This window comes from Amphritea sp., from assembly GCF_016744155.1.
Classification (GTDB): Bacteria; Pseudomonadota; Gammaproteobacteria; order Pseudomonadales; family Balneatricaceae; genus Amphritea.
Genome location: NZ_JADGEW010000001.1, coordinates 200,865 through 222,633, shown reverse-complemented (window position 1 = coordinate 222,633; position 21,769 = coordinate 200,865). Strand labels below are relative to the sequence as shown.

The following is a 21,769-nucleotide window of genomic DNA, read 5'->3' as shown; positions in this document are numbered from 1 at the left end:
GGAACTAAAATGGCACGACGTCGCCCTCAACGCCCGACCCAAAAAATCACTTCCGGTAATCAGCAGGTACGTATTATTGGCGGTGAGTGGCGTGGACGAAAGCTTAACTTCCCTGAAATAGAAGGGCTTCGCCCCACTCCGGACCGGGTCAGGGAAACCCTATTCAACTGGCTGACGGCCTATGTCCCCGGCGGGCGCTGCCTGGATATGTTCAGTGGAAGCGGCGCACTAGGTTTCGAAGCCCTCTCCCGGGGCGCGATTCACGTCACCATGATCGATAGTTCACCAGAAGTTATCTACCAGCTGCGACAAAACATCCAGGAACTGAAATCCCAGCATGCCGAATTAGTTACAGCCTCAATGCCCGACTGGCTGGAAAAGCGCAGTGCTGATCTGGAGATCCAGTTCGACATCGTCTTCATGGACCCACCCTTCCACAAAGACCTCGCATCCCTCTGCTGCTTGCTGCTAGAACAAAAAAACCTACTGGCAGATAACGCCATGATCTACGTTGAAACTGAAGTAGAGCTGACCGATTTGCAGGTACCGGATAACTGGGAGCTTTATCGGGAGAAGACGGCGGGGCAAGTTAGTTATAGGTTATATCAGAGGGGCAGTGGCTAGTGGTTAGATCGCCGCTTCGCGGCTAGCTAGTTGCTAGGAAAAGCCTTTTTAAGGATTACTGGAGTTGTTTGAGTATTAGGTGCTACGTAAGGGGAATTTATTGGCGCGGAATCCGTTAAGGCCTGCTTTGTGCCATTAGCTGAGGTTAGATTTAATACTAACAGTAGTCGTAAATGATACTTAGCGAAAGCTTGGCCACTACAAGAATTCTTTGCTTAAAATCGATTCAAGAATAATTCGATAGAAGACTTTAATTATTTGCACTAGCGCCTTCTAACGCATTGTTCAAAGCTTCGATACTAAAAACTGGCCCTGCTAATTATGAAAAAAACTGTATTAATCTTTCTACTTGCCGCCCTTTTAGCCGGGTGCAGCAATATGGGTGAAAAAGCGTCCTTATCTCTGTTAGCCGTTGTCGCTGTCCCTATTGCAGTTGCTACTTCACCTTTAATCGTGGCTGAACATATACGTGAAAAGTCAGGTACATACTGGGGGATATCTGAACATAATCTGCTTGAAAAGATTGGAGAGCCTGAGAATGTGTACTTCTGCAATAACGGGCAGTTTTATATATGGGAATATAACAACAGCGAAACTATAGAAGAAGATAAACAGTTCATTTTTATCAGTGATGGCACAGTGAGAGAGACTGCAAAAACCTTTAAATATTCAACGCTTTGTTCCCTAAAAACGGAACAATCATCCAACATAGAAAATTAAAAAACTGCGTTTGTGTCTGACGCTCCAACTATTGCCGTCAGAGAGAAGGTACACACATTGGGGCGGCGCTGACCTTCTATCCACGGCATTCCAGATGAAATTGCGTAACCATATTTTTTATTAAAAAAACTATGGCCAAAAACCCCCGTCTTCTGCAAAACAACCTTCAAACATTCCCGCAGCGAAGGCTCTGGCTAGCCACTAGCAGTCGCGAAGCGACGTTCTAGCAACTAGCCACGTCTTAGCTCTACCTAGCCGGAAGCGCATCATCCAGATAGTAACGTGCTTTCATCTTTTCCAGCTGCTTCATGGTTATTCCATCCTTCATCACGAAGGTCAGATCGAAGCGTTGTCCCGGACGAACTACACCGGGCTGGTGCGCCACATAGCGGTGAGTTTTACCTTTGCTGTCCTGCGCTAGAAAGCCCATTACGACCCCTTTCAACGCCAGATTCCCTGAATAGCGCCAGCGGGTTGCCCAACTAGTATTCGAGGCCCGTTTCTGCTGTTCTAGCTTCATATGTTTTTCTACGGCCTGGACAAACTGGGCGTGCTGGGATTGACGTACAGCTTCCTGTTTTGCCTGCTGATGCCCCACATAAGCACCTAATGCTGTGGATAAGATAGCGGACACGCCTCCACCTTCGCCGGCAGTGGCTTGATCTCGGTTTTCACGCTTCTGCCATAAACTATTATTATCCCGCAAAGTTGCTGCATTGGGGTTGATCCGGCCAGGCTGGTAATACTGCTTAACCTTGCTTGCTAGCACCTTAGTTTCCGCCGCCCGTTCTGCGTTCACCGGATGATCATGGGCGAATAAGCTGCGGGCGTTGCCCTGTTCCTTAAACTGTCGCTGCCAGATTCGGGTAGCTGCGTAGGGGTCATATCCCGCCAAAGCGCTGTACAAGACGCCAATTCTGTCCGCCTCTCGCTCCAGTTCATGGGTATAAGCCGCCTGAAATCCTTTTTGACGTGCAGCACTGGAGGCCAGCGCGCTCAATTGCTGTGTCGTCTGACGCTCACCTACGTGATTCGCTACCGTATGAGCGATCTCATGACCCACCACCGCGGCAACTTCTGCATCATTCAGCTGTTTCATCAGGCCACTGTGTACCACTATATAAGTGCCTCCGGTGGTAAAGGCGTTGAAAGAATCCCGATCAATCAGAATCGGTTGCCAGCGTTCCTGACTCAGATGACTCACCCGATGAATCCGGTCGAATATGCGAATCAATCGCTGATACTGTTTGCGATCAAGCGACGCATTAATTTTACGTCCCGCTTTTTTCTCGCCAGCCAACATCTGCTCCACAGCGGCATTACCCTGACGAATCTGTGCACTCCGGTCGGCGGCGCTCAATGTACGTTGGCCTGTTACCCGGTCGGTTTCACTAATCGACTCAGCAACGTTATATAATCCTTTATCAAGATTCTGTAATGTCTGACAACCACTAAGAATAGTGGACGCCGTAAGTATAAGTAACAGAGAAAATCGCTGATGGGTCTTCATCTAACCACCTCTTTCAACATCAAAAATATCATTTATATTCCATAACGTGATTAAAAATAAATTTCTTATAACTGAATTAGATCAACACATTCCATTATTGTATTTGTGATAGCCTTCCATTTCAGCTAATATCGCGCACTTGCGGATTTGCTAATATTCATACCAAGCAGAGTAGACGTAAACTCATTATGAACATTGCAGTATACCCGGGTACATTTGACCCAATGACCAATGGTCACGCGGACTTAGTCGAACGCGCTTCTAAGCTGTTCGATAAAGTTATAGTCGCGATTGCCGCCAGCCCAAAAAAAACGCCTCTGCTGAACCTTGAGCAAAGGGTTGAGCTGGTAAAAACTGTGACAGCACATCTGGATAATGTTGAAGTCGTAGGCTTCAACTGTCTTCTGGCTGATCTGGTCTCAATGCATAATGCCAATATCATACTGCGCGGCCTGCGTGCGGTGTCTGATTTTGAGTATGAGTTTCAACTTGCCAATATGAATCGCAAGCTGGCACCGAAAGCAGAGAGCCTTTTTCTTACGCCAGCTGAAGATCTGTCCTTTATATCATCGACGTTGATTCGTGAAATAGCGAGTCTCGGCGGTGATGTGGAACAATTTGTACATCCTGCAGTTCACCGTGTACTGCAAGATCATTTCGGACGCTAATTTTTTAGTATTTACGAGTCAGTGAGGTAGCCACAATGGCATTAATTATCACAGATGAATGCATTAACTGTGACGTATGTGAGCCGGAGTGCCCTAACGAGGCGATTACTCCGGGAGACGAGATCTACGAGATCGATCCAGCTAAATGTACTGAGTGTATCGGTCACTACGATACGCCGCAGTGTGTTGAGGTGTGTCCGGTAGATTGTATCCCTAAGGATCCAGATCACGTCGAGAATGAAGAGAAGCTCATGGAGAAATACCATGTGCTGACCGGTAAGTAAGCAGTTTTAACTTACTGATCAACTAAAAAAGCAGGCTATGTGCCTGCTTTTTTTATGTCTGAAACCTACCGCTTAGTTGTGTATAGCCAGGTTTTGTAAAGCGAATCGTTCATCCAATAACTGACCAATAGCAGTACCTCCCACGGCGAGATGATAGGCGTACTGCATATGCAGGCAACGAACCTTATCCCAATGACGAATACCGCCTATTCCATAACTATTGAACAACTCGGTAAAGCCCAGCTCATCGATTCTCTGACGATCATTGTCCGCCATCATTTTCCAGCGCAGATCGACATAACGTTGCTGGTCCGCCAGATGGGCTGCCCGTAATTCATCATCTAATCCAATCTGCTGCTCTATGCGTTTTACTTCGCCGCCCGTTTCTATCTCAGCAATCGCCTGATAAAGGTCTTTAGAGCTAAGCCAATACAAAGTAGGAAAGGGTTGATCATCTACCAGTGATCGCATCTGCAGTACGGCGGGAATTCCCTGTTTATTTTGCCAGGCGATATCGACCAGCCCACGCGGCTTACGACCCAACTGTTTTTCAACCAATTCAAGCTGCTGTTCTGTTACAGACATTTCAATTCTTATCCACAGAGGTTTCAATTCGTTCGGCCAAGGTCACCACTTCTTCCCCGGCGATAGGCACCCGGGCAGGCATAATCAGAGCACAGTTATCGAATGGGGCCGCGATCAGCTCCTGATCGTCGATAGCGATCAGTTCTCCCTTATCAAACTGTTCAAAACCTTTGAAAAGTTCAACAAAGCGGAATTTTTCACTTTCCGCTTTAAGCACCCGGTCGATCCGATAATGTCCGGCATCGCTATCGGGCGAGTATCCCCAGTCAGGCAGCTCAATAGTGTCTTTAAGCATACCGTGGAGTTGTAAGAAGCGCAGCGTAGTTGACAACGCCTGCTGACTTGTTGCCTTTGCAAAGTGCTGGCCGCATTCAGCCACCAAGGAGAATCCGCCATCGCTATGACGTTCGTGTTCAGAGATCAGCATCCCGGTGTGATAACTGCCCAGATCATACAAAAGGTGAGGAAAAGGAAACGCCAACCGATCAGCAAACTGCCGATTACAGGCGTTATCCGGGTAGATCAGCATCGGCGTCACAGCAAAGGTGGTCGAATGCAGATCTAGCAGGCTATCCGCATTCTCGATAAACGGCAGCAGTTCTATCGCTCGCAGGGCTTCATGATTATCAGGCTGAATTAACTGTGATGCATGCCAGACCCGATTCATATCTACATTGAGGCAGCGGCTGGCAAAAGGACGTTGCGGATCGAAGGTTTTATACGCCTCAACATTAGCGAAAATCAGCGTCATCGCACCTTTTGTCGGACGAATATCATTTTCTAACAACCATAACAGGGCATTCGCACCACAGATCTCATTACCGTGGGTGAGCGCCTGAATAACCAGCTCAGGGCCTTTGTGACCAGAATCAAGCCGGTGCACATAGTCGACACCACAGTTGCCCTGTTGCCAGGCACTCAGATCCCGGGGCAGCAGTTCAATCGGTGCATCAGACTCAGCAATAGAAAAACGACAAGGCGGCACAGACATAGCAGACTCTTACAATGAATCGATAATTAGAAATTTCGGGTAGTTAACAGCAAACCTTAAACAGCAGCGTATTTTTCATCCCGGCCCAACCAGCGCTGAATAATCGCATCACTCAATTGCGGATCATTCCCGATCTGGCTGGCGATCTGTTTAACCCGGATCAGTAGATCCGCATCCCGTTGCAGATCAGCCACTTTAAACGACATCATACCGGTCTGTCGGGTACCCAGCACTTCTCCGGGGCCACGCAGTTCCAGATCTTTTTCAGCAATACGAAAGCCATCGGTGGTTTCACGCATCACTGCTAACCGTTCCCGGCCCGATTTCGAAAGGGGGGCATGATACATCAGCAAACAAAAACTCTCGACTGATCCACGCCCGACCCGGCCACGTAACTGGTGCAGCTGAGCTAACCCGAGCCGTTCTGGGTTTTCGATGATCATCACCGAAGCGTTAGGCACATCAACCCCCACTTCGATAACCGTTGTTGCGACTAACAAATCAAGCTCCGCAGCTTTATAACTGGCCATAATCCCAGCCTTTTCTGCTGGCTTCATCCGCCCATGAATCAAACCGATACGCAGTTCTGGTAACGCTTCACGTAACTCTTCAGCCGTCACTTCGGCAGCCTGGCATTGCAGCACTTCAGACTCCTCTATCAGGGTGCAAACCCAATAGACTTGGCGCCCCTGTCCACAGGCATCCTTAACCCGCTGCACCACCTCCGGACGTCGCTGATCAGATATCACCACCGTATTGACGGGCGTTCGCCCTGGCGGCAGCTCATCAATGATTGAGCAATCTAGATCGGCATAGGCGCTCATGGTCAGTGTGCGAGGAATGGGGGTTGCGGTCATAATTAACTGATGCGGCGAACGGTGATCTGTTCGCCCTTTCTCCCGCAGCGCCAGTCGCTGATGCACACCAAAGCGATGCTGTTCATCCACCACCACCAGCCCTAAGTTGGCAAAAACAACCTCATCCTGGAACAGCGCATGCGTACCGACAACAACATGAGCCGAATCGTCGGCAATCGCCTCCAGCTGTTCCTGTCGCTTCTTACCTTTCAACTTGCCTGCCAGCCAGGCAACTTTCAAACCTAAAGGCTCAAGCCAGTTACCGAAATTAATATAGTGTTGTTCTGCCAGGATTTCGGTAGGCGCCATTACTGCCGCCTGAAACCCTCCTTCTACCGCCTGCAGAGCCGCAAGAGCCGCCACTACCGTTTTACCAGAACCTACATCACCCTGAACCAATCGCAGCATAGGGAATGGCTGAGCAAGGTCCGCACTGATTTCATGGCTGACCCGCTGTTGTGCGCCGGTCAGAGGAAAAGGTAGGTTATGCAGAAATGCATTCTGATGCTGCCCACTGGCGTTTAGTGCCGGGGCACCCTGCTGTCGGGTTCGCTGCCTCAGTTTCAGAAGAGATAGGTGGTGTGCCAATAGCTCTTCGAACGCCAAACGACGCTGGGCAGGATGGTAACCGTCCAGTAACTGCTCCTGATTGGCGTCTACCGGCGGTCGATGCAGATAGCTTACCGCATCATTCAGCGGCGGTAGCTGCCACTGCTGGCGCAGATGTTCAGGTATCAGCTCCGTCAAAGAGCCCTTAGCAAGATATTCTAAAGCAGCATCGGTTAGCGCTCTAAATCGCCCCTGGTTCAACCCCTCTGTCGTCGGATAGATGGGCGTCAGCGATTCTTCTACCGGCGTCATTTCTTCTTCATCAACCCGGCGATATTCCGGATGATAAAGTTCCAGTCCGCTGGCTCCGGTTCTGACCTCGCCGAAGCAGCGGATACGGGTGCCTGCTTTAAGATTATTTTTCTGTGTTGCTGAGAAGTGGAAAAAACGCAGCGTAATAGTGCCAGTGCCATCCTGCAATCGGCAAACCAGGCTGCGACGCCGCCCCATCGAGATGTCGGCCCCTTTAACCTCACCCTCAATCACCCCTTCGTCACCGGGGCGTAATGAGCCAATCGGCATAACCCGGGTACGGTCCTGATAACGCAGTGGCAGATGAAACAGCAGATCCTGCAGGCTGCGAATATCCAGCTTTTCCAGTTTCTGTTCCAGTGCTGCCCCAACCCCTTTAAGTTCGGTTACTGGCAGCTGCGCAAGGGCCGCTTGGTTCATATTAGTCTTCGTTTTCGAGCATCGGACAGCTGTTTAAGGATTCTATCAACAACTCAATCGCCTGCGGACGGGGGAAACTGGCACGCCAGGCCAGAGCGACGGTACGTACCGGAGGTGGAGATTTAAACGGTTTAGTTACCACCATATCGGAACGGAAAGAACCACAGGTAGCCGACTGTGGAAGGACGCTAGCACCCAGCCCTGAAGCCACCATCATGCGAATGGTTTCAAGTGAACTTCCCTCGGTTATTGTATGCCGATCCGATGAGTGGCCGGCAAGGGTAGGGCAGGCTTCCAGCACCTGATCACGAAAACAATGCCCCTCACCCAACAACAACAGATCCTGTTCATGTAGCGTCTGACTGTCAATCTGATCTTTACTGGCCAGAGGATGGCTCTTGGGCAGCAACATTTTGAAGGCCTCTTCGTAGAGAGGCCGGGTGACAATATCCGGTTCATCGAAGGGCAGCGCAATAATGATCGCATCCAGTTCACCATTACGAATCTTAGGACGCAGATTTTCGGTAAAGTTCTCTTCGATATAGAGCGGCATTTTAGGCGCCCGCTTCTGCAACTCAGGGACCAGATGGGGAAAGAGATAGGGCCCGATCGTATAAATGGCACCCACCCGCAGCGGACTGGCCAGCTGATCTTTGCCTTCCTGAGCCAGATCTTTTATCGATTCCGCCTGTTCCAGCACGGTCTGCGCCTGACGCACAATTTTCTGACCGACCGGCGTTACCCGAACGGCATGTTTACTCCGTTCGAAAAGAGCGGTACCTAACTCTTCCTCGAGTTTTTTAACGGCAATACTCAAAGTTGGCTGGCTGACAAAGCAACGCTCGGCCGCTCGGCCAAAGTGCTGTTCCTGGGCGAGGGTAACGATGTAACGTAACTCAGTAAGAGTCATTCGCAGCTTTCCTTTGTTATGATGCTGACTCAACCTGAAACAGGATAAATACTTTGAGTCATCTATTAAACAGGGATCAAATTCTAATCGCCGGTTGCGGTGATATCGGCAGCCAGCTCGGCCTTAATCTGGTAAAACAGAAACACCAGGTATTTGGCCTTCGACGTAATATAAACCAGCTTCCCCCCGGTATCCAAGGAATTGCCGCTGATCTAAGTCAGCCTGACACGCTTATTAATCTGCCGCAACAGGTAGATACCCTGTTCTATGCGGTTGCAGCAGGCGCGCGGGATGAGTCAGTCTATCGCAAAGCCTATCCGGAAGGGCTGGATAATCTGCTCAATGCGTTACAGCAGCAAGGCATTAAACTACGCCAACTATTCTTCGTTTCCAGTACTGCAGTTTATCATCAGGAACACCACGAATGGGTCGATGAGTCCTCGCCGACCGAACCGGAAAGCTTCTCAGGCCAAATTATGCTGGAAGCGGAACAGATCGCCATTAACAGCGGCATTCCGGCTACTGTGGTGCGTTTCAGCGGCATTTACGGCCCCGGGCGAAACTACATGCTGGGACAGGTCAATCGAGGCATAGGCTATCCAGCTGAGCCGATTCGCTACAGCAACCGTCTACATCGGGATGATTGCGTTGGCATATTGCAGCACCTGTATCAGCTCTCTCAAGAGCGAGTTCTGGCGCCGATCTATCTTGCCAGCGATGATGAACCAGTATCACTGAACGAAGTGAGTGACTGGCTTGCTGAACAATTAGACAGAGAAATAACGGATACCTCAGCCCGGCGCACTATCGGCAGTAAACGCTGCAGTAACAAGTTGCTGAAGAACACCGGTTATCGATTCAAATATCCCAGCTTTCGCGAAGGCTATCCTCAGCTAATCCAAAGCTTCAAAAACTAAAGGCTTCAAAGCCGAATCAGCTATCGATATGTTGATCGCGCAGTTGTGGGTCCAGGTCTTCAGGGGTATCGGTGTGATGGTAGTATTGATAACGGTTAAAGCGATATTCCATTAATCGGAACAGCGCAATAATCAGCGCGCTGATCGCCAAATACACCATACCTGCCGCGAGAAACATCTCTAGCGGAGTATAAGTCCGGGCGATGATAGTTCGGGCCATACCGGTCACATCCAACAAAGTAATAGTACTGGCCAGAGCACTACCCTTTAGCATCAGAATCACTTCATTACCGTAAGCGGGCAATGCGATACCAAAGGCACGAGGCATAATAATCCGGCGAATCTGCACCGGCTTACTCATCCCCATCGCTTCTGCAGCCTCAATCTCACCGCTCGGAATCGCCTGGATTGCACTACGAAACAGCTCTGCACTGTAAGCTGCTGTGTTCAGGCTAAAGGCGATAATCGCGCACCAATAGGGTTGTTTAAGAACAGGCCAAAGAAACGATTCCCGTACCGCCTCAAACTGTGAAGCCCCGTAATACACCAGAAATATCTGCACCAGCAGCGGTGTGCCACGGAAAAAATAGATATAGGCAAAGGGAAAAGCCTTCACCCAGGTTCTACTTGAAGCCCTCATCAGCGCCAGCGGAATGGCCAGGGCAATACCTATCAAACCTGAGACAAGCACCAGCTCCAGCGTTAGCCAGGCACCCTCCAACAGGCGAGGAATATATTGCCAGATAACACCCCATTCCCAGCTCATGAGCTATGCCCCCGGGCAGCCGGATTCGCCACCCGTTCCATAAACATCGTAAAGCCGGTGGTGGCCGCTGTTAGCAACAGATAGATCAATGCGGCTACCAGAAAGAAGGTAAAGGGCTCTTTGGTCGAGCTAATCGCGACCTGAGACTGACGCATGATATCGTTCAGACCCACCACTGAAACCAGGGCGGTATCTTTCAGCAGCACCTGAAACAGATTACCTAAGCCCGGTATTGCCAACCGCCACACCTGGGGCAGAATAATCCGAAAGAAGGTTCGGGGAGTACTCATGCCGCAGGCCAGCCCCGCCTCCCACTGACCTTTAGGTATCTCCATCATCGCCATGCGGAAAACCTCTGTGGCATAGGCACCGAAGGCAATCGACAGAGCTGTGACACCGGCCACAAAGGGGCCGATCTCAATATATTCGTCGTAACCAAAAAAACCGGCAATCCACATCAGGAACTGAGAGCCACCAAAGTAGATCGTTAACACCAATAACAATTCAGGCAAACCCCGAACCAGGGTGGTATACCCAGTTCCCAGCCAGCGGGCCAGACGGTTTTTGGACAGTTTAGCCGATGCCCCCAGCAAGCCAAATACCAAGCCTACCAAAAGGCTGGAAATAGCCAATTGAATGGTAATCCAGGTACCGGAGATCAGGAGATGGCCAAAGCCTTGCAGATCCATGAGATTCGCCTAAAAACGGACCGACGAAAAGCCGGCCCAGGTTACTAAATAGCTAATTAATAGATAGAAAACGGAAAGTATTTTTCGTTGATTTTAGCGTAGGTACCATCGGCCACAATCGCTTTGATCGCGGTGCTGAACTTATCTTTCAGCGCATCGTCTTTACGTACAGCGATACCGATCTCATCATTGATGTCGATATCTTCACCATTAAAAGCGAAACCTTTGCCGCCATCGGTGCGCAACCAGTCATAGGCGGGGAATTTGTCAGACAACAAAGCGTCCAAGCGACCGCTAGTCAGGTCCAGATAAGCGTTGTCCTGGGTATCGTAGAGTTTCACATCAACCACATCACCCAGATTGTCTTCCAGATACTGACCGGCAATAGTGGCCCGTTGTGCGCCAACCGTTTTACCCTTCAGACCCTCTTTCGTCACAACAACATTGCTGCCGTCTGCGGTAACAAATGCCAACACATTGGAGTAATACTTCTCTGAGAAATCTACAACCCGCATACGCTCTTCGGTAATCGACATAGACGCGATGATCGCATCATATTTACGTGCACGAAGCCCCGGAATAATACCATCCCAGTCCTGCGCCACGATTTCACAATCAGCCTTCATCTGAACGCAAAGTGCTTTGGCGATCTCTACGTCAAAGCCGATCAACTCACCGCTGGAATCAACCATATTGAAAGGAGCATAAGCACCCTCAGTAGCGATGCGGATCTTATCACCTGCAGTTGCCACCTGAGCTGCCATCAGGCCACCCGTAATCAGCGCGGCCACAGCAAAAATTTTACGAATATTCATCATCTGTTTCCCTTTAGCTTTTTCATCAAATAAAAAATCTTACCGGTGGCTGGCCATAAATTCCTGCACACGGGTAGATTTCGGGTTATTAAACACTTGATCAGGAGGGCCTATCTCTTCAATCTGCCCCTCGTGCAAAAAAACGACCTGACTGGAGACATCACGGGCAAAACGCATCTCATGAGTCACGATCAGCATGGTTCGTCCCTCCTCAGCCAGCTCTTTCATAACAGCCAATACTTCATTAACCAGCTCTGGGTCGAGTGCAGAAGTCGGTTCATCAAACAGTAGCACTTGCGGATCCATTGCCAATGTCCGGGCGATCGCTACACGCTGCTTTTGTCCACCTGACAGGTTATCCGGATATGCATTGCGTTTATCCGCCAGACCGACCTTTGCCAGCAACTGCTCTGCCCGGGCAATAGCCTCAGCCTTAGACTGCTTTAGCACCTGAATAGGCGCCTCAATAATATTCTCTAAGATGGTTTTATGCGGCCAGAGATTGAAACTTTGAAAGACAAATCCGATGCGGGAGCGCATCTTTTCCAGCTGTTTACGATTTGCCGCGACGAGATTTCCATCTTTGCCCGGTTTAAGCACCAAGCTTTCATCGCCGACCGTAATTTCACCCTTGCTAGGATTTTCCAGCAGGTTGATACATCGTAACAGAGTACTTTTGCCTGAGCCGCTCGAGCCCAGAATGGAGATAACATCACCGTCATTAGCGGTCAGTGATACGCCTTTGAGAACCTCAAGGTCGCCATAAGATTTATAAATATCGTTCAGCACTAAGGCTGTTTTGGCATTCGCCATGTTAAGGCTTCCGTATCGTTCTTATTGTGCCGTGGATAACAGCGACCAATGAAGGATAGCACTCCCACCGTCAAACGGTGCTGTTCAGGAGAAACAGGCAGGATCCACCGCCACTGTTACCTATATTTCCTATCGGAAACTCAGAGTGCAAAAAAGCAATTTCCCATAAAAAAGGACCTGAGGCAAACGAAAATTGACCGAGAAGTCAGAAATGAACTGTCATAAAGACGACCAATAACAAAAAATGGCCCCTCGGGGCCATTATTAAATCGCAGTGGATAACTCAGAGTATCAGCTGGCAAATTCTTTCAGTAAGGTCTCCTGAGCACTGATAAGCTCTTCATCTTCGCCCGGCTTATTCAGCGTGTAGCTGCCATCGGAATGCAGCTCCCAGCTACGACTATTATCGGCCAGATAAAAGTCCAGATCACGTTTGACCCGATCCGCCAGCTTGCCGGTCAGCGGAAAGCCTGTCTCTACCCGGTTAAGCATATTACGCTCCATCCAGTCAGCACTGGCGCACAATACATCTGGCTTACCTTTGTTACCAAAGTAATAAACCCGAGTATGCTCCAGAAAGCGACCAATAATTGAACGTACTGAGATATTTTCAGAGATACCGTCAATACCCGGACGCAAACGGCACATTCCGCGCACGATCAACTCGATCTTCACCCCTTTTTGGGAGGCCAGATAGAGCGCACGTATCAATTGCGGCTCGGTCAGCCCATTGATTTTGACAATGATATGACCCTGTTTACCGTGTTTGCCTTCCCGTTCAATCATCTCAATCATGCGAGAGTGCAGAGTGAACGGTGCATTGTGTAGCTTCTTCAGCCGAAGAATTTTACCCATGCCGGTGAGCTGCTGGAAGATCTTGTGAACATCTTCCCCCACATCGACATCACTGGTCATATAGCTGTAGTCGGTATACAGACGCGCAGTACCCGAGTGGTAGTTACCCGTACCCAGATGAGCATAACGCACCAGTTTGCCCTCTTCCCGGCGCACAACAAGCATCATTTTCGCGTGGGTTTTAAAATCAACTACCCCGTATACAACCAGCGCACCCGCTTCCTGTAAACGGCCCGCCAACTGCAGGTTAGACTCTTCATCAAAACGCGCCCGCAGCTCAATAACGACTGTCACCTCTTTACCGCTTCGGGCAGCATCCACCAGCGCATCAACAATATCGGAGTTCACACCGGTACGATAAAGGGTCTGTTTGATTGCCAGCACTTTGGGATCTTTGGCCGCCTGCCGTAGCAGGTCAACTACCGGAGAGAAGGACTGGAAAGGATGATGCAACAGCTGATCTTTCTGGCGTAGCACATCGAAGATATTTTTCTGTTTGTATTTACCGGACATTCCCGGGGTGAAAGGCTTCCAACAAAGTTTTTTCCCATCAACCAGATCCCGCAACGCCATCATTCGGGTCAGGTTTACCGGGCCATCGACTCGATAGGTATGGGCTTCATCAAGGCTGAATTCACGCCACAGGAATCGAATCAGATCTTCGGGGGTACGCTTATCTATTTCCAGCCGTACCGCATCACCATATTTACGCGAATGCAGCTCACCCCTGAGAGTACGCGCCAGATCCTCTACCTCTTCAGAGTCGAAGGTAAGGTCGGCATTTCGGGTGATACGGAACTGGTAACAGCCTTCCACTTTCATGCCCGGGAACAGTTCTTCGGCAAACTCGTGAATAATCGATGAAAGGAAGATTAGATTATCGCCGCCATCGCACAGATTATCAGGCAGACGGATCAAACGTGGCAGAGAACGCGGAGCAGGAATAATGGCCATACCACTTTCCCGGCCAAAAGCATCCTTACCGTCCAGCTCGACAATAAAGTTCAGGCTCTTATTGATTAGGCGGGGGAAAGGGTGAGAAGGGTCTAGACCGATAGGGCTGACCACTGGTAGTACCTTCTCCTCAAAGAAGACACGAATCCATTCTATCTGTTCATCACTCCAATCGCGGCGACGCTGAAAGTGAATATTCTCTTTTTCCAGTTCAGGAAAGATAGTTTCATTCAGGATTTTGTACTGCCGCTCAACCTGTGCACTACAGATTTCACCTATCCGGTTCATGACCGCCTGAGGATGCAATGCATCCGGGCCAACCGACTCGCGGCTGTACTTCAGCTGCCCCATCAGTTCCGCCACACGAATCTCGAAGAACTCATCAAGGTTGCTGGAAAAAATCAGCAGGAACATCAGCCGTTCCATCAACGGATGGGTTTCATCCAGCGCCTGTTCCAGTACCCGGATATTAAACTGCAGATGGCTTAACTCGCGGTTGATGTAAAGAGCAGGGGCTTTCAGATCTAGCGGCAGCTCCTGCACCGGTTCGGTAACCGCAATCGCTTCCCGGCTTTCCACCAGCGCAATTGACGCTTCGTTTTGCTCAGCCGTCGGCTCAACTGTCAGCTCAACTACCTGCTCAACTTCCGCCCCGACTACTGGTTCAACAACCTGTTCTGTCGCCTGTTCCTTGATCTGCTCAGTCATGACCGCAATCCTTCACCCCAATTAATTATTATGTCTCTGGTACTACTGAAGATTACTCATTCAGCAGCTGTGCGGCGCGTTTGGCAAAATAGGTCAGAATGCCATCACAACCCGCACGTTTAAGACACACCAGAGATTCCATCATTACACTTCGCTCATCCAGCCAGCCATTCTGGAACGCCGCCATATGCATCGCATATTCACCGCTAACCTGATAGACAAAAGTTGGCGCTTTCAGTTCCTGTTTCACCCGGCGAACGATATCCAGATAAGGCATACCCGGTTTAACCATCACCATATCCGCACCCTCAGCCAGATCCAAAGCAACTTCATGCAGCGCTTCATCACTGTTGGCAGGGTCCATCTGGTAATTAAACTTGTTACCTTTACCCAGGTTTCCTGCAGACCCAACGGCATCACGGAAAGGACCGTAGTAAGCACTCGCGTATTTGGCAGCATAAGCCATGATGCGGGTATTCACATGATCATTAAGCTCCAGCACTTCACGAATAGCACCGATACGGCCATCCATCATATCGCTCGGGGCAACTATGTCAGCGCCGGATTCCGCATGGGACAGTGCCTGGCGTACCAGAGTTTCAACCGTCCTGTCATTCAAAACATAGCCGTTGGTATCAATGATGCCATCCTGACCATGGGTGGTGAACGGGTCTAAAGCCACATCAGTCATCACACCTAGTTCTGGGCAGGCATTCTTTAGCGCTCTGATCGCGCGCTGCGCAAGGCCATCAATATTATATGCCTCTTCCGCGAGTTCTGTTTTTACATTCAATGGCGTAACAGGGAACAACGCTACAGCGGGTATCCCAAGGGAAACCAACTCTCGGGCTTCCTTGACCAACAGATCGATGCTCAAACGTTCAATCCCCGGCATTGAAGGGATCGTTTCGCGCTGATTCTCGCCCTCAATAACAAAAACCGGATAGATAAGATCGTCGGGGGTCAGTACAGTCTCCCGCATCAGACGACGGGAAAAATCATTGGCACGCATGCGACGCATACGAGTTTCAGGAAAAAAACGCTGACTATTAGTAAATGACACGGAAACCTTCCTCCAGAAGCGGATATTAGACCGGAAAACAGTTACAACATTATGACAGAAGCAACTTAGTGGCGCTTATAAATAAAGCATTATACTTAGCATTATGGGGATAAGTCCTGAGCCCAGGAGGGGTTTTATCTACCTCTGTTATATACGACCTCCCCAAGTTATAACTACCCTACATTAGAGGTGTATTAAGAAACTTGTCAGTAAGGTGCTGCAACTTTCCTGATGACTGTTATTATTAGCCTCTAATAAAAAATACAATAGCGAGTGAGTAGCTCTATGTCATCAGTGAAGTTTGCCCATCACCCTTGTCCTTCTGCGGCACCAGGGACGAACTGATGGCCCGCTCACTACCGCTTCGCATTGGCCTCATGGTTACACTATTATCCGCAGGACTGACTGCGATAATGTTATCGATAACGCTGTACCTGATAAGCGTTGTTTATGATCTATCTCTTTTTGAGCTCAAGACGCCTATCGACGGACCATTTACCGCTGTCGGACTGTTAACCACTGTTTATATTATTCTACTGCTGCCAACCCTGCTTCTCTCCCGCTTCCTGACCAAAAGATTACTCAAGCCACTGCATCAATTAACTGCCAAAACTCGCAGTTACAGCTTAGAAGGCACTCCTGTCAGCTTTGAGCTAGATTCTAATGATGAATTTAGTGAGCTGGGCAAAGCGTTGCAGGAAATGCAGGAACACCTCAACGATAGTCATCATCAGATAGAGCTGATGGCCTATCGGGACCCATTAACCGGCCTGCCGAATCGCAGCGGGCTGTTTCAGGAACTACGAAAACTAATTCTCTGGGCACGTAAACATGAAAGCAGAATCGCCCTGCTCTATATCGACCTGGATCACTTCAAGCAGGTAAATGATTCTTCAGGCCATGAACAAGGCGATCAGATTCTTAAGGATGTCACTCAGAGACTGTTACAGCTGGTCAATCAACAGATCAGTCATCGGGAACTTCCCTTTCCTGAAGATCTGCTGCTATCCCGTCCCGGGGGTGATGAGTTCGCCATCATGCTGCCAGAGATCCTGCGAGTCGAAGAGGTTGAGCAGCTCAGCCAGCTAATTATCGAAGCGATGCGACAACCTTTCAGTATCGATGACAAGTATTTCTCACTGACCTGCAGTATCGGTATCACCCTCTATCCCGATGATGCGAATAGCGCTGAACGGATGCTTAAACATGCTGATATCGCCATGTATGAGTCTAAGAAATCGGGGCGTAACAGAGCCAGCTATTTTCTCCCCGCGATGCATCGCCAGGTAGAAGAGCGAGTCGTTATCCAACAGGGAATCAGCAGCGCTATCGCAGAAAACCAACTGCATATTGAATATCAGCCCATCGTCAGTCTAAAGAGTAAAAAGATCATCGGCGCCGAAGCACTGATACGCTGGCACCACCCCAAACGAGGCCGCTTAGGCCCAGAAACCTTTATTCCAATTATTGAAGAATCCGATCAAATTGGCGCATTGACTGTTTGGATAATTGAGACCGTAGCGGCAGAACTCAAAACCCTACCGAGCCTGGGTGACACCTCTAAGCTGTCGATCAATATATCCTCAGCGATTCTGAACAAACCTGAATTAACCCGGCTGGTGGATGAAGCGCTGCAAAAAGTAGAGGCTCCCAATCAGCGAATTTGTCTGGAGATTACCGAAACCAGCCTGATGAAAGATATCGACAATACCCTGCCGCTGCTTAATCAATGGAAAGAAGCCGGATACAGCATCTGGATTGATGACTTTGGCACCGGCTACTCCTCTCTGAGCTACCTGGCCAGATTACCAATCGACGGCGTAAAAATTGATCGTAGCTTTATCCGCGATCTGAACAACTCCAAACCGGTCATAGAAACTATTCTGGCGCTGGCGAAAACCATGAACCTGCTGACGGTTTCAGAAGGGATCGAAGAAACATACCAGCAACAGGAACTGACCAACCTGGGCTGTGGGTTTGGCCAGGGCTATCTCTATTCAGAGCCACTGCGCATAAACGCACTCAGAGAACGGTTAGAACAGCAGGCCAAACGAGAAGCGCATCAGCTGCTACAGTTCAAACTGCCTAAAGACAGAAACTAGTCTATTAGGCAGCTCTCATATTTAAACTCCAAGTCACAGATTAGCTATCCAGCCATCCGCTTATTAACTCACCCGTCTTTGCTACCCACTATGAGCACCCTTTGGTGAATTTTTGACCTACATCAAGTTGAGAGACCGTTTCTGCAAAGAAGCCGTGATTCCTGCCGTAACAAGCCTATATTGAGCAGCCTGGACGATGATCAATATCGGAAGTTAATGGATGAAGTACGTAACCGCTATGTATATATCACTAAGTGAATCGTTGGGTATCTATACGCTTGACCAGCTCTATGAGCTACTCACCAACAAGCAACACAGCATGCCTATCTCCCGCCACCGGGCATCTATTCTGCAAAGTAGGATCTTTTTCTTCTGTGCAATTTTTGCGGTCTTAGTACCCACCTGGTCATTAATTGATCTACTATTCTTGCCAGGAGAACTGTGGGGCGAACTGTTATTGATCCGCATTGTGTCTGCTACTGCATTTGTACTGCTTGCCTGGCAGGCACGCAAAGAACCTAACCTGAAGCGCGCCCGGTTTCTCTTAGCAGGAATGCTGTCGGTCACGCCGCTATTTTATCTGGTTTCCGACCACTGGCTGCAAGCCTACGAGCTGACCGGAACAGAACAGGTAGTCGCAGAGCTGTACGCACTTTTACCCTTTGTCATGATCGCTGGGTTAACCCTTTTTCCGCTAACGTTGAAAGAGCTTCTTTCTTTCGCTGCACCGATGCTGGTCGTGGTTGTCTTAGCCTCGCTGCCCCAGACCAACAGTGAAATCCCCCAGGCCGTCTCAACTATCTGGCTCTTCACGCTGATTCTGGGGGTTGCGATGTTCGCCTCTCTGAATCAGTTACGCTATATGCTCTCGCAGGTGAATCGCGCCAGCTATGACGTGCTCACCGGCTTGCTAACGCGCAGAGCCGGGATAGAGATGCTTGATTTGCAGTATCGCCTGACAACCATGAGTGGAACTCATCTCTCCATTCTCTATCTCGATCTGGACCACTTCAAAACCGTCAACGACCTCTATGGACACGATGCCGGGGACGTTGTTCTGAAATTAGCCGCGCAGCAGCTCTGCGCCACCGTGCGAAAGGGAGATAGCGTGGTCCGCTGGGGTGGCGAAGAGTTCATCGTTATTCTTCCCACGGCGACGCCTGACGAAGCCAACGATGTTATTGACAGAATCATGAACGCAGGACTGGGGCTTCGTCCTGACAACTCCCCGGTCACCGCTAGTATCGGTGTCGCTGAAATTCAGGCAGACGAAGCCAATGACTGGAAAGCCCTGATCGAACTGGCTGATCACCGAATGTACACCGCCAAGACTCAGGGGCGCGCACGCAGTATGGGAGTGAAAGAGACTCAGAGACTCTGGCCAGGTATTCCTACAGAGGGGCTAGAAAACAATTTAGAGATTGCACCAGAGCAAACGGCCATCGAGAGTTGAATGACCAAAAACAAAAAAGCTCCTATCTATTTATGAGTAGGAGCTTTTTTATGCGTTAAAAACGATTAGCATGAGGCTTTCAGAGACGAACCTCGATGCCCCGCTCTTTCATATACTGTTTAGCTTCCGGGATTGTGTATTCGTTAAAGTGGAAGATCGATGCGGCCAGCACGGCATCCGCCTTACCTTCGATACAACCCTCAACCAAATGGTCCAGATTACCCACACCACCGGATGCGATAATCGGTACATTGACAGCGTCACTAATCGCCCGGGTAACTCCCAGGTCGTAACCGTTCTTAACGCCATCCTGATCCATTGAGGTCAGCAAAATTTCACCGGCGCCCAATTCAACCATCTTCTTAGCCCACTCAACGGCATCGATACCCGTTGGCTTACGACCACCGTGGGTAAAGATCTCCCACTTATCGGTTTCACCCGGCGCTGATACTTTCTTGGCATCGATTGCGACCACAATGCACTGCGAACCAAACTTATCTGCCGCTTCACGTACAAAATCTGGATTAAAGACCGCCGCACTGTTGATAGAAACCTTATCCGCGCCGGCATTCAACATAGTACGAATATCATCAACAGTTCGGATGCCACCACCGACGGTCAGCGGGATAAACACCTGCGATGCCATCCGTTCAACGGTATGCACCATAGTATCCCGGCCCTCATGGGTCGCAGTGATATCAAGGAAGGTAATCTCATCAGCACCCTGCTCATCGTAACGTTTAGCCACTTCTACCGGGTCCCCGGCATCACGAATATCGAGGAACTGAACCCCTTTAACAACGCGGCCATTTTCTACATCTAGACAGGGGATAATGCGTTTTGCCAGAGCCATGGTATTACCTATAAAACTGATATGAATATTATAACTTGGGTTGAGCTGAATTGAGCCGGCAGATCAGACCTTGCCATCCCAGTTAAGGAAGTTCTTCAGCAACTGTAATCCAACGGTATGACTTTTTTCCGGGTGGAACTGAGTCGCAAAGACATTATCCCGGGCGATAGCGACATCGAAATCAACACCGTAATGACAGTTACCAGCCACCAGCGGCTTATCCACAGCATCCACATAATAACTGTGCACAAAGTAGAAACGGCTACCGTCTTCAATGCCTTCCCATAGAGGATGGTCGAAGGTTTGATGCACTTCATTCCAGCCCATGTGAGGTACTTTCAAGCGTTCGCCATCAGTTTCTTTCAGCTCATCGCCAAAGTGACGCACCGTACCATCAAAATGGCCTAAGCAATCGACGCCACCATTCTCTTCTGAAAGCTGCATCAATGCCTGATAACCGACACAGATCCCCAGAAACGGTTTGCCGGAAGCGATCGCTTCAGCAACCTCTTTATCGACACCCAGACGACGAATCTCCGCCATACAATCTCGAATAGCGCCGACGCCGGGTAGCAACACCCGGTCAGCATTACGAACTTTTTCAGGATCATTGGTTACCAGCACCTCAACGCCGGGCATAACATGCTCCAACGCCTTGGCAACCGAGTGCAAATTACCCATACCGTAATCGATGACTGCAACACTGCTCATTTACAGCGATCCCTTAGTCGAAGGCATCTGATCAGCAGCCCGCTGATCAATCGTCAGGGCACCACGCACCGCACGACCAAAGGCTTTAAAGATAGTCTCAGCCTGGTGGTGAGCATTAAAGCCTTTCAGGTTGTCGATGTGCAGCGTCACGCCAGCGTGATTTACAAATCCCTGGAAAAACTCCCAGAACAGCTGGGTATCAAAACGACCGATACTGCCACGGGTGAACTCTACGTTCATGTCCAGACCCGGACGACCGGAAAAATCGATCACTACCCGGGACAAAGCTTCATCCAACGGACAATAAGCGTGTCCGTACCGAAGAATACCTTTCTTATCACCAACTGCCTGAGCAAACGCCTGGCCCAGGGTAATACCGATATCTTCTACTGTGTGGTGATCATCGATGTGATTATCACCTTTGGCAACGATATCCAGATCAATCAGACCATGACGGGCGATTTGATCCAGCATGTGCTCAAGAAAAGGAACACCGGTATCAGCATTCAACTTACCGCTGCCATCCAAATTCACAGATACGGTGATCTTGGTTTCCAGGGTATTACGGGTGACGGTGGCTTTCCGTTCAGCCATGCTCTTCTCCGCGATGGTTATATTAGTCAAACAAAGCAGGCATTAT

At 49.6% G+C, this 21,769-nt stretch carries 21 protein-coding genes; 7 read left to right on the top strand and 14 right to left on the bottom strand.

The features are described 5' to 3' along the window. Window positions 1–9 precede the first annotated feature (9 nt). Both rsmD and QZZ54_RS01010 read left to right on the top strand, forming a co-directional pair. Window positions 10–624, top strand: a complete 615-nt coding sequence (gene rsmD / locus QZZ54_RS01015) for a 16S rRNA (guanine(966)-N(2))-methyltransferase RsmD (RefSeq protein ID WP_290697333.1) — start codon at window positions 10–12, stop codon at window positions 622–624. A gap of 321 nt (window positions 625–945) precedes the next feature. Then, complete coding sequence (locus tag QZZ54_RS01010; RefSeq protein ID WP_290697330.1) at window positions 946–1,344, top strand: lipoprotein; 399 nt, start codon at window positions 946–948, stop codon at window positions 1,342–1,344. Between the two features lie 247 nt (window positions 1,345–1,591). On the opposite strand, the gene QZZ54_RS01005 is transcribed toward QZZ54_RS01010, so the two are convergent. After that, complete coding sequence (locus QZZ54_RS01005) at window positions 1,592–2,854, bottom strand: M48 family metallopeptidase (RefSeq protein ID WP_290697328.1); 1,263 nt, start codon at window positions 2,852–2,854, stop codon at window positions 1,592–1,594. A 188-nt stretch (window positions 2,855–3,042) separates the two neighbouring features. On the opposite strand from QZZ54_RS01005, the gene coaD reads away from it, so the two are divergent. Together coaD and QZZ54_RS00995 are read left to right on the top strand one after the other, a co-directional pair. After that, window positions 3,043–3,522 carry a pantetheine-phosphate adenylyltransferase gene (coaD, locus tag QZZ54_RS01000; protein WP_290697325.1) on the top strand — a complete coding sequence of 160 codons (480 nt, stop codon included), beginning with the start codon at window positions 3,043–3,045 and terminating at the stop codon, window positions 3,520–3,522. Between the two features lie 35 nt (window positions 3,523–3,557). Then, entirely contained in the window at window positions 3,558–3,806 is a 249-nt protein-coding gene (locus tag QZZ54_RS00995; RefSeq protein WP_290697322.1) for a YfhL family 4Fe-4S dicluster ferredoxin, read from the top strand. A 72-nt stretch (window positions 3,807–3,878) separates the two neighbouring features. On the opposite strand, the gene QZZ54_RS00990 is transcribed toward QZZ54_RS00995, so the two are convergent. From QZZ54_RS00990 to QZZ54_RS00975, 4 genes are read right to left on the bottom strand one after another with little or no spacing between them, the layout of a single operon-like run. Further along, window positions 3,879–4,391 carry a DUF501 domain-containing protein gene (locus QZZ54_RS00990; protein WP_290697318.1) on the bottom strand — a complete coding sequence of 171 codons (513 nt, stop codon included), beginning with the start codon at window positions 4,389–4,391 and terminating at the stop codon, window positions 3,879–3,881. A 1-nt stretch (window position 4,392) separates the two neighbouring features. Further along, complete coding sequence (locus tag QZZ54_RS00985; protein ID WP_290697316.1) at window positions 4,393–5,382, bottom strand: succinylglutamate desuccinylase/aspartoacylase family protein; 990 nt, start codon at window positions 5,380–5,382, stop codon at window positions 4,393–4,395. 56 nt (window positions 5,383–5,438) lie between these two features. After that, entirely contained in the window at window positions 5,439–7,520 is a 2,082-nt protein-coding gene (gene recG / locus QZZ54_RS00980; protein ID WP_290697313.1) for an ATP-dependent DNA helicase RecG, read from the bottom strand. 1 nt (window position 7,521) lies between these two features. Then, a complete protein-coding gene (locus QZZ54_RS00975; RefSeq protein WP_290697310.1) occupies window positions 7,522–8,430 on the bottom strand; it encodes a hydrogen peroxide-inducible genes activator in 909 nt (302 codons plus the stop codon). A 53-nt stretch (window positions 8,431–8,483) separates the two neighbouring features. Between QZZ54_RS00975 and QZZ54_RS00970 the strand changes: the two genes are divergently transcribed. Further along, complete coding sequence (locus QZZ54_RS00970) at window positions 8,484–9,347, top strand: SDR family oxidoreductase (protein ID WP_290697308.1); 864 nt, start codon at window positions 8,484–8,486, stop codon at window positions 9,345–9,347. A 16-nt stretch (window positions 9,348–9,363) separates the two neighbouring features. On the opposite strand, the gene QZZ54_RS00965 is transcribed toward QZZ54_RS00970, so the two are convergent. The 6 genes from QZZ54_RS00965 to hemB all read right to left on the bottom strand — a co-directional run bounded on the left by QZZ54_RS00965 (window position 9,364) and on the right by hemB (window position 16,010). Next, window positions 9,364–10,113: an ABC transporter permease gene (locus tag QZZ54_RS00965; protein WP_290697306.1), complete on the bottom strand. Its 750-nt coding sequence runs from the start codon at window positions 10,111–10,113 to the stop codon at window positions 9,364–9,366. Continuing rightward, complete coding sequence (locus tag QZZ54_RS00960; RefSeq protein ID WP_290697304.1) at window positions 10,110–10,802, bottom strand: ABC transporter permease; 693 nt, start codon at window positions 10,800–10,802, stop codon at window positions 10,110–10,112. Before QZZ54_RS00960 ends, QZZ54_RS00965 begins: the two co-directional genes overlap by 4 nt. 56 nt (window positions 10,803–10,858) lie before the next feature. Then, on the bottom strand, window positions 10,859–11,620 hold the full coding sequence (locus tag QZZ54_RS00955) for an ABC transporter substrate-binding protein (protein ID WP_366644842.1): 762 nt from the start codon (window positions 11,618–11,620) through the stop codon (window positions 10,859–10,861). A 36-nt stretch (window positions 11,621–11,656) separates the two neighbouring features. Next, window positions 11,657–12,430: an ATP-binding cassette domain-containing protein gene (locus QZZ54_RS00950; protein ID WP_290697301.1), complete on the bottom strand. Its 774-nt coding sequence runs from the start codon at window positions 12,428–12,430 to the stop codon at window positions 11,657–11,659. 291 nt (window positions 12,431–12,721) lie between these two features. Further along, on the bottom strand, window positions 12,722–14,947 hold the full coding sequence (gene ppk1 / locus QZZ54_RS00945; protein ID WP_290697298.1) for a polyphosphate kinase 1: 2,226 nt from the start codon (window positions 14,945–14,947) through the stop codon (window positions 12,722–12,724). 52 nt (window positions 14,948–14,999) lie between these two features. Beyond that, the gene (gene hemB, locus QZZ54_RS00940; RefSeq protein WP_290697295.1) at window positions 15,000–16,010 is read right to left on the bottom strand and encodes a porphobilinogen synthase; all 1,011 of its coding nucleotides are present in this window, start codon (window positions 16,008–16,010) and stop codon (window positions 15,000–15,002) included. Between the two features lie 344 nt (window positions 16,011–16,354). On the opposite strand from hemB, the gene QZZ54_RS00935 reads away from it, so the two are divergent. Next, window positions 16,355–18,112: an EAL domain-containing protein gene (locus QZZ54_RS00935; RefSeq protein ID WP_290697292.1), complete on the top strand. Its 1,758-nt coding sequence runs from the start codon at window positions 16,355–16,357 to the stop codon at window positions 18,110–18,112. 220 nt (window positions 18,113–18,332) lie between these two features. Further along, window positions 18,333–19,565, top strand: a complete 1,233-nt coding sequence (locus QZZ54_RS00930; RefSeq protein WP_290697289.1) for a GGDEF domain-containing protein — start codon at window positions 18,333–18,335, stop codon at window positions 19,563–19,565. Between the two features lie 79 nt (window positions 19,566–19,644). Here QZZ54_RS00930 and hisF read toward each other — a convergent pair whose 3' ends face one another. From hisF to hisB, 3 genes are all read right to left on the bottom strand, one after another. Continuing rightward, window positions 19,645–20,418 carry an imidazole glycerol phosphate synthase subunit HisF gene (gene hisF, locus QZZ54_RS00925; RefSeq protein WP_290697286.1) on the bottom strand — a complete coding sequence of 258 codons (774 nt, stop codon included), beginning with the start codon at window positions 20,416–20,418 and terminating at the stop codon, window positions 19,645–19,647. Between the two features lie 63 nt (window positions 20,419–20,481). Next, on the bottom strand, window positions 20,482–21,129 hold the full coding sequence (gene hisH / locus QZZ54_RS00920; RefSeq protein WP_290697283.1) for an imidazole glycerol phosphate synthase subunit HisH: 648 nt from the start codon (window positions 21,127–21,129) through the stop codon (window positions 20,482–20,484). Further along, the gene (gene hisB, locus QZZ54_RS00915; RefSeq protein ID WP_290697280.1) at window positions 21,130–21,723 is read right to left on the bottom strand and encodes an imidazoleglycerol-phosphate dehydratase HisB; all 594 of its coding nucleotides are present in this window, start codon (window positions 21,721–21,723) and stop codon (window positions 21,130–21,132) included. Window positions 21,724–21,769: the final 46 nt, after the last annotated feature.

Excerpts from the sequence above, each read along its gene's own strand:
- rsmD (WP_290697333.1), top strand. The coding sequence starts at position 10 with ATGGCACGACGTCGCCCTCAACGCCCGACCCAAAAAATCACTTCCGGT.
- QZZ54_RS01010 (WP_290697330.1), top strand. The coding sequence starts at position 946 with ATGAAAAAAACTGTATTAATCTTTCTACTTGCCGCCCTTTTAGCCGGG.
- QZZ54_RS01005 (WP_290697328.1), bottom strand. The coding sequence starts at position 2,854 with ATGAAGACCCATCAGCGATTTTCTCTGTTACTTATACTTACGGCGTCC.
- coaD (WP_290697325.1), top strand. The coding sequence starts at position 3,043 with ATGAACATTGCAGTATACCCGGGTACATTTGACCCAATGACCAATGGT.
- QZZ54_RS00995 (WP_290697322.1), top strand. The coding sequence starts at position 3,558 with ATGGCATTAATTATCACAGATGAATGCATTAACTGTGACGTATGTGAG.
- QZZ54_RS00990 (WP_290697318.1), bottom strand. The coding sequence starts at position 4,391 with ATGTCTGTAACAGAACAGCAGCTTGAATTGGTTGAAAAACAGTTGGGT.
- QZZ54_RS00985 (WP_290697316.1), bottom strand. The coding sequence starts at position 5,382 with ATGTCTGTGCCGCCTTGTCGTTTTTCTATTGCTGAGTCTGATGCACCG.
- recG (WP_290697313.1), bottom strand. The coding sequence starts at position 7,520 with ATGAACCAAGCGGCCCTTGCGCAGCTGCCAGTAACCGAACTTAAAGGG.
- QZZ54_RS00975 (WP_290697310.1), bottom strand. The coding sequence starts at position 8,430 with ATGACTCTTACTGAGTTACGTTACATCGTTACCCTCGCCCAGGAACAG.
- QZZ54_RS00965 (WP_290697306.1), bottom strand. The coding sequence starts at position 10,113 with ATGAGCTGGGAATGGGGTGTTATCTGGCAATATATTCCTCGCCTGTTG.
- QZZ54_RS00960 (WP_290697304.1), bottom strand. The coding sequence starts at position 10,802 with ATGGATCTGCAAGGCTTTGGCCATCTCCTGATCTCCGGTACCTGGATT.
- QZZ54_RS00955 (WP_366644842.1), bottom strand. The coding sequence starts at position 11,620 with ATGATGAATATTCGTAAAATTTTTGCTGTGGCCGCGCTGATTACGGGT.
- QZZ54_RS00950 (WP_290697301.1), bottom strand. The coding sequence starts at position 12,430 with ATGGCGAATGCCAAAACAGCCTTAGTGCTGAACGATATTTATAAATCT.
- ppk1 (WP_290697298.1), bottom strand. The coding sequence starts at position 14,947 with ATGACTGAGCAGATCAAGGAACAGGCGACAGAACAGGTTGTTGAACCA.
- QZZ54_RS00935 (WP_290697292.1), top strand. The coding sequence starts at position 16,355 with ATGGCCCGCTCACTACCGCTTCGCATTGGCCTCATGGTTACACTATTA.
- QZZ54_RS00930 (WP_290697289.1), top strand. The coding sequence starts at position 18,333 with ATGAAGTACGTAACCGCTATGTATATATCACTAAGTGAATCGTTGGGT.
- hisF (WP_290697286.1), bottom strand. The coding sequence starts at position 20,418 with ATGGCTCTGGCAAAACGCATTATCCCCTGTCTAGATGTAGAAAATGGC.
- hisH (WP_290697283.1), bottom strand. The coding sequence starts at position 21,129 with ATGAGCAGTGTTGCAGTCATCGATTACGGTATGGGTAATTTGCACTCG.
- hisB (WP_290697280.1), bottom strand. The coding sequence starts at position 21,723 with ATGGCTGAACGGAAAGCCACCGTCACCCGTAATACCCTGGAAACCAAG.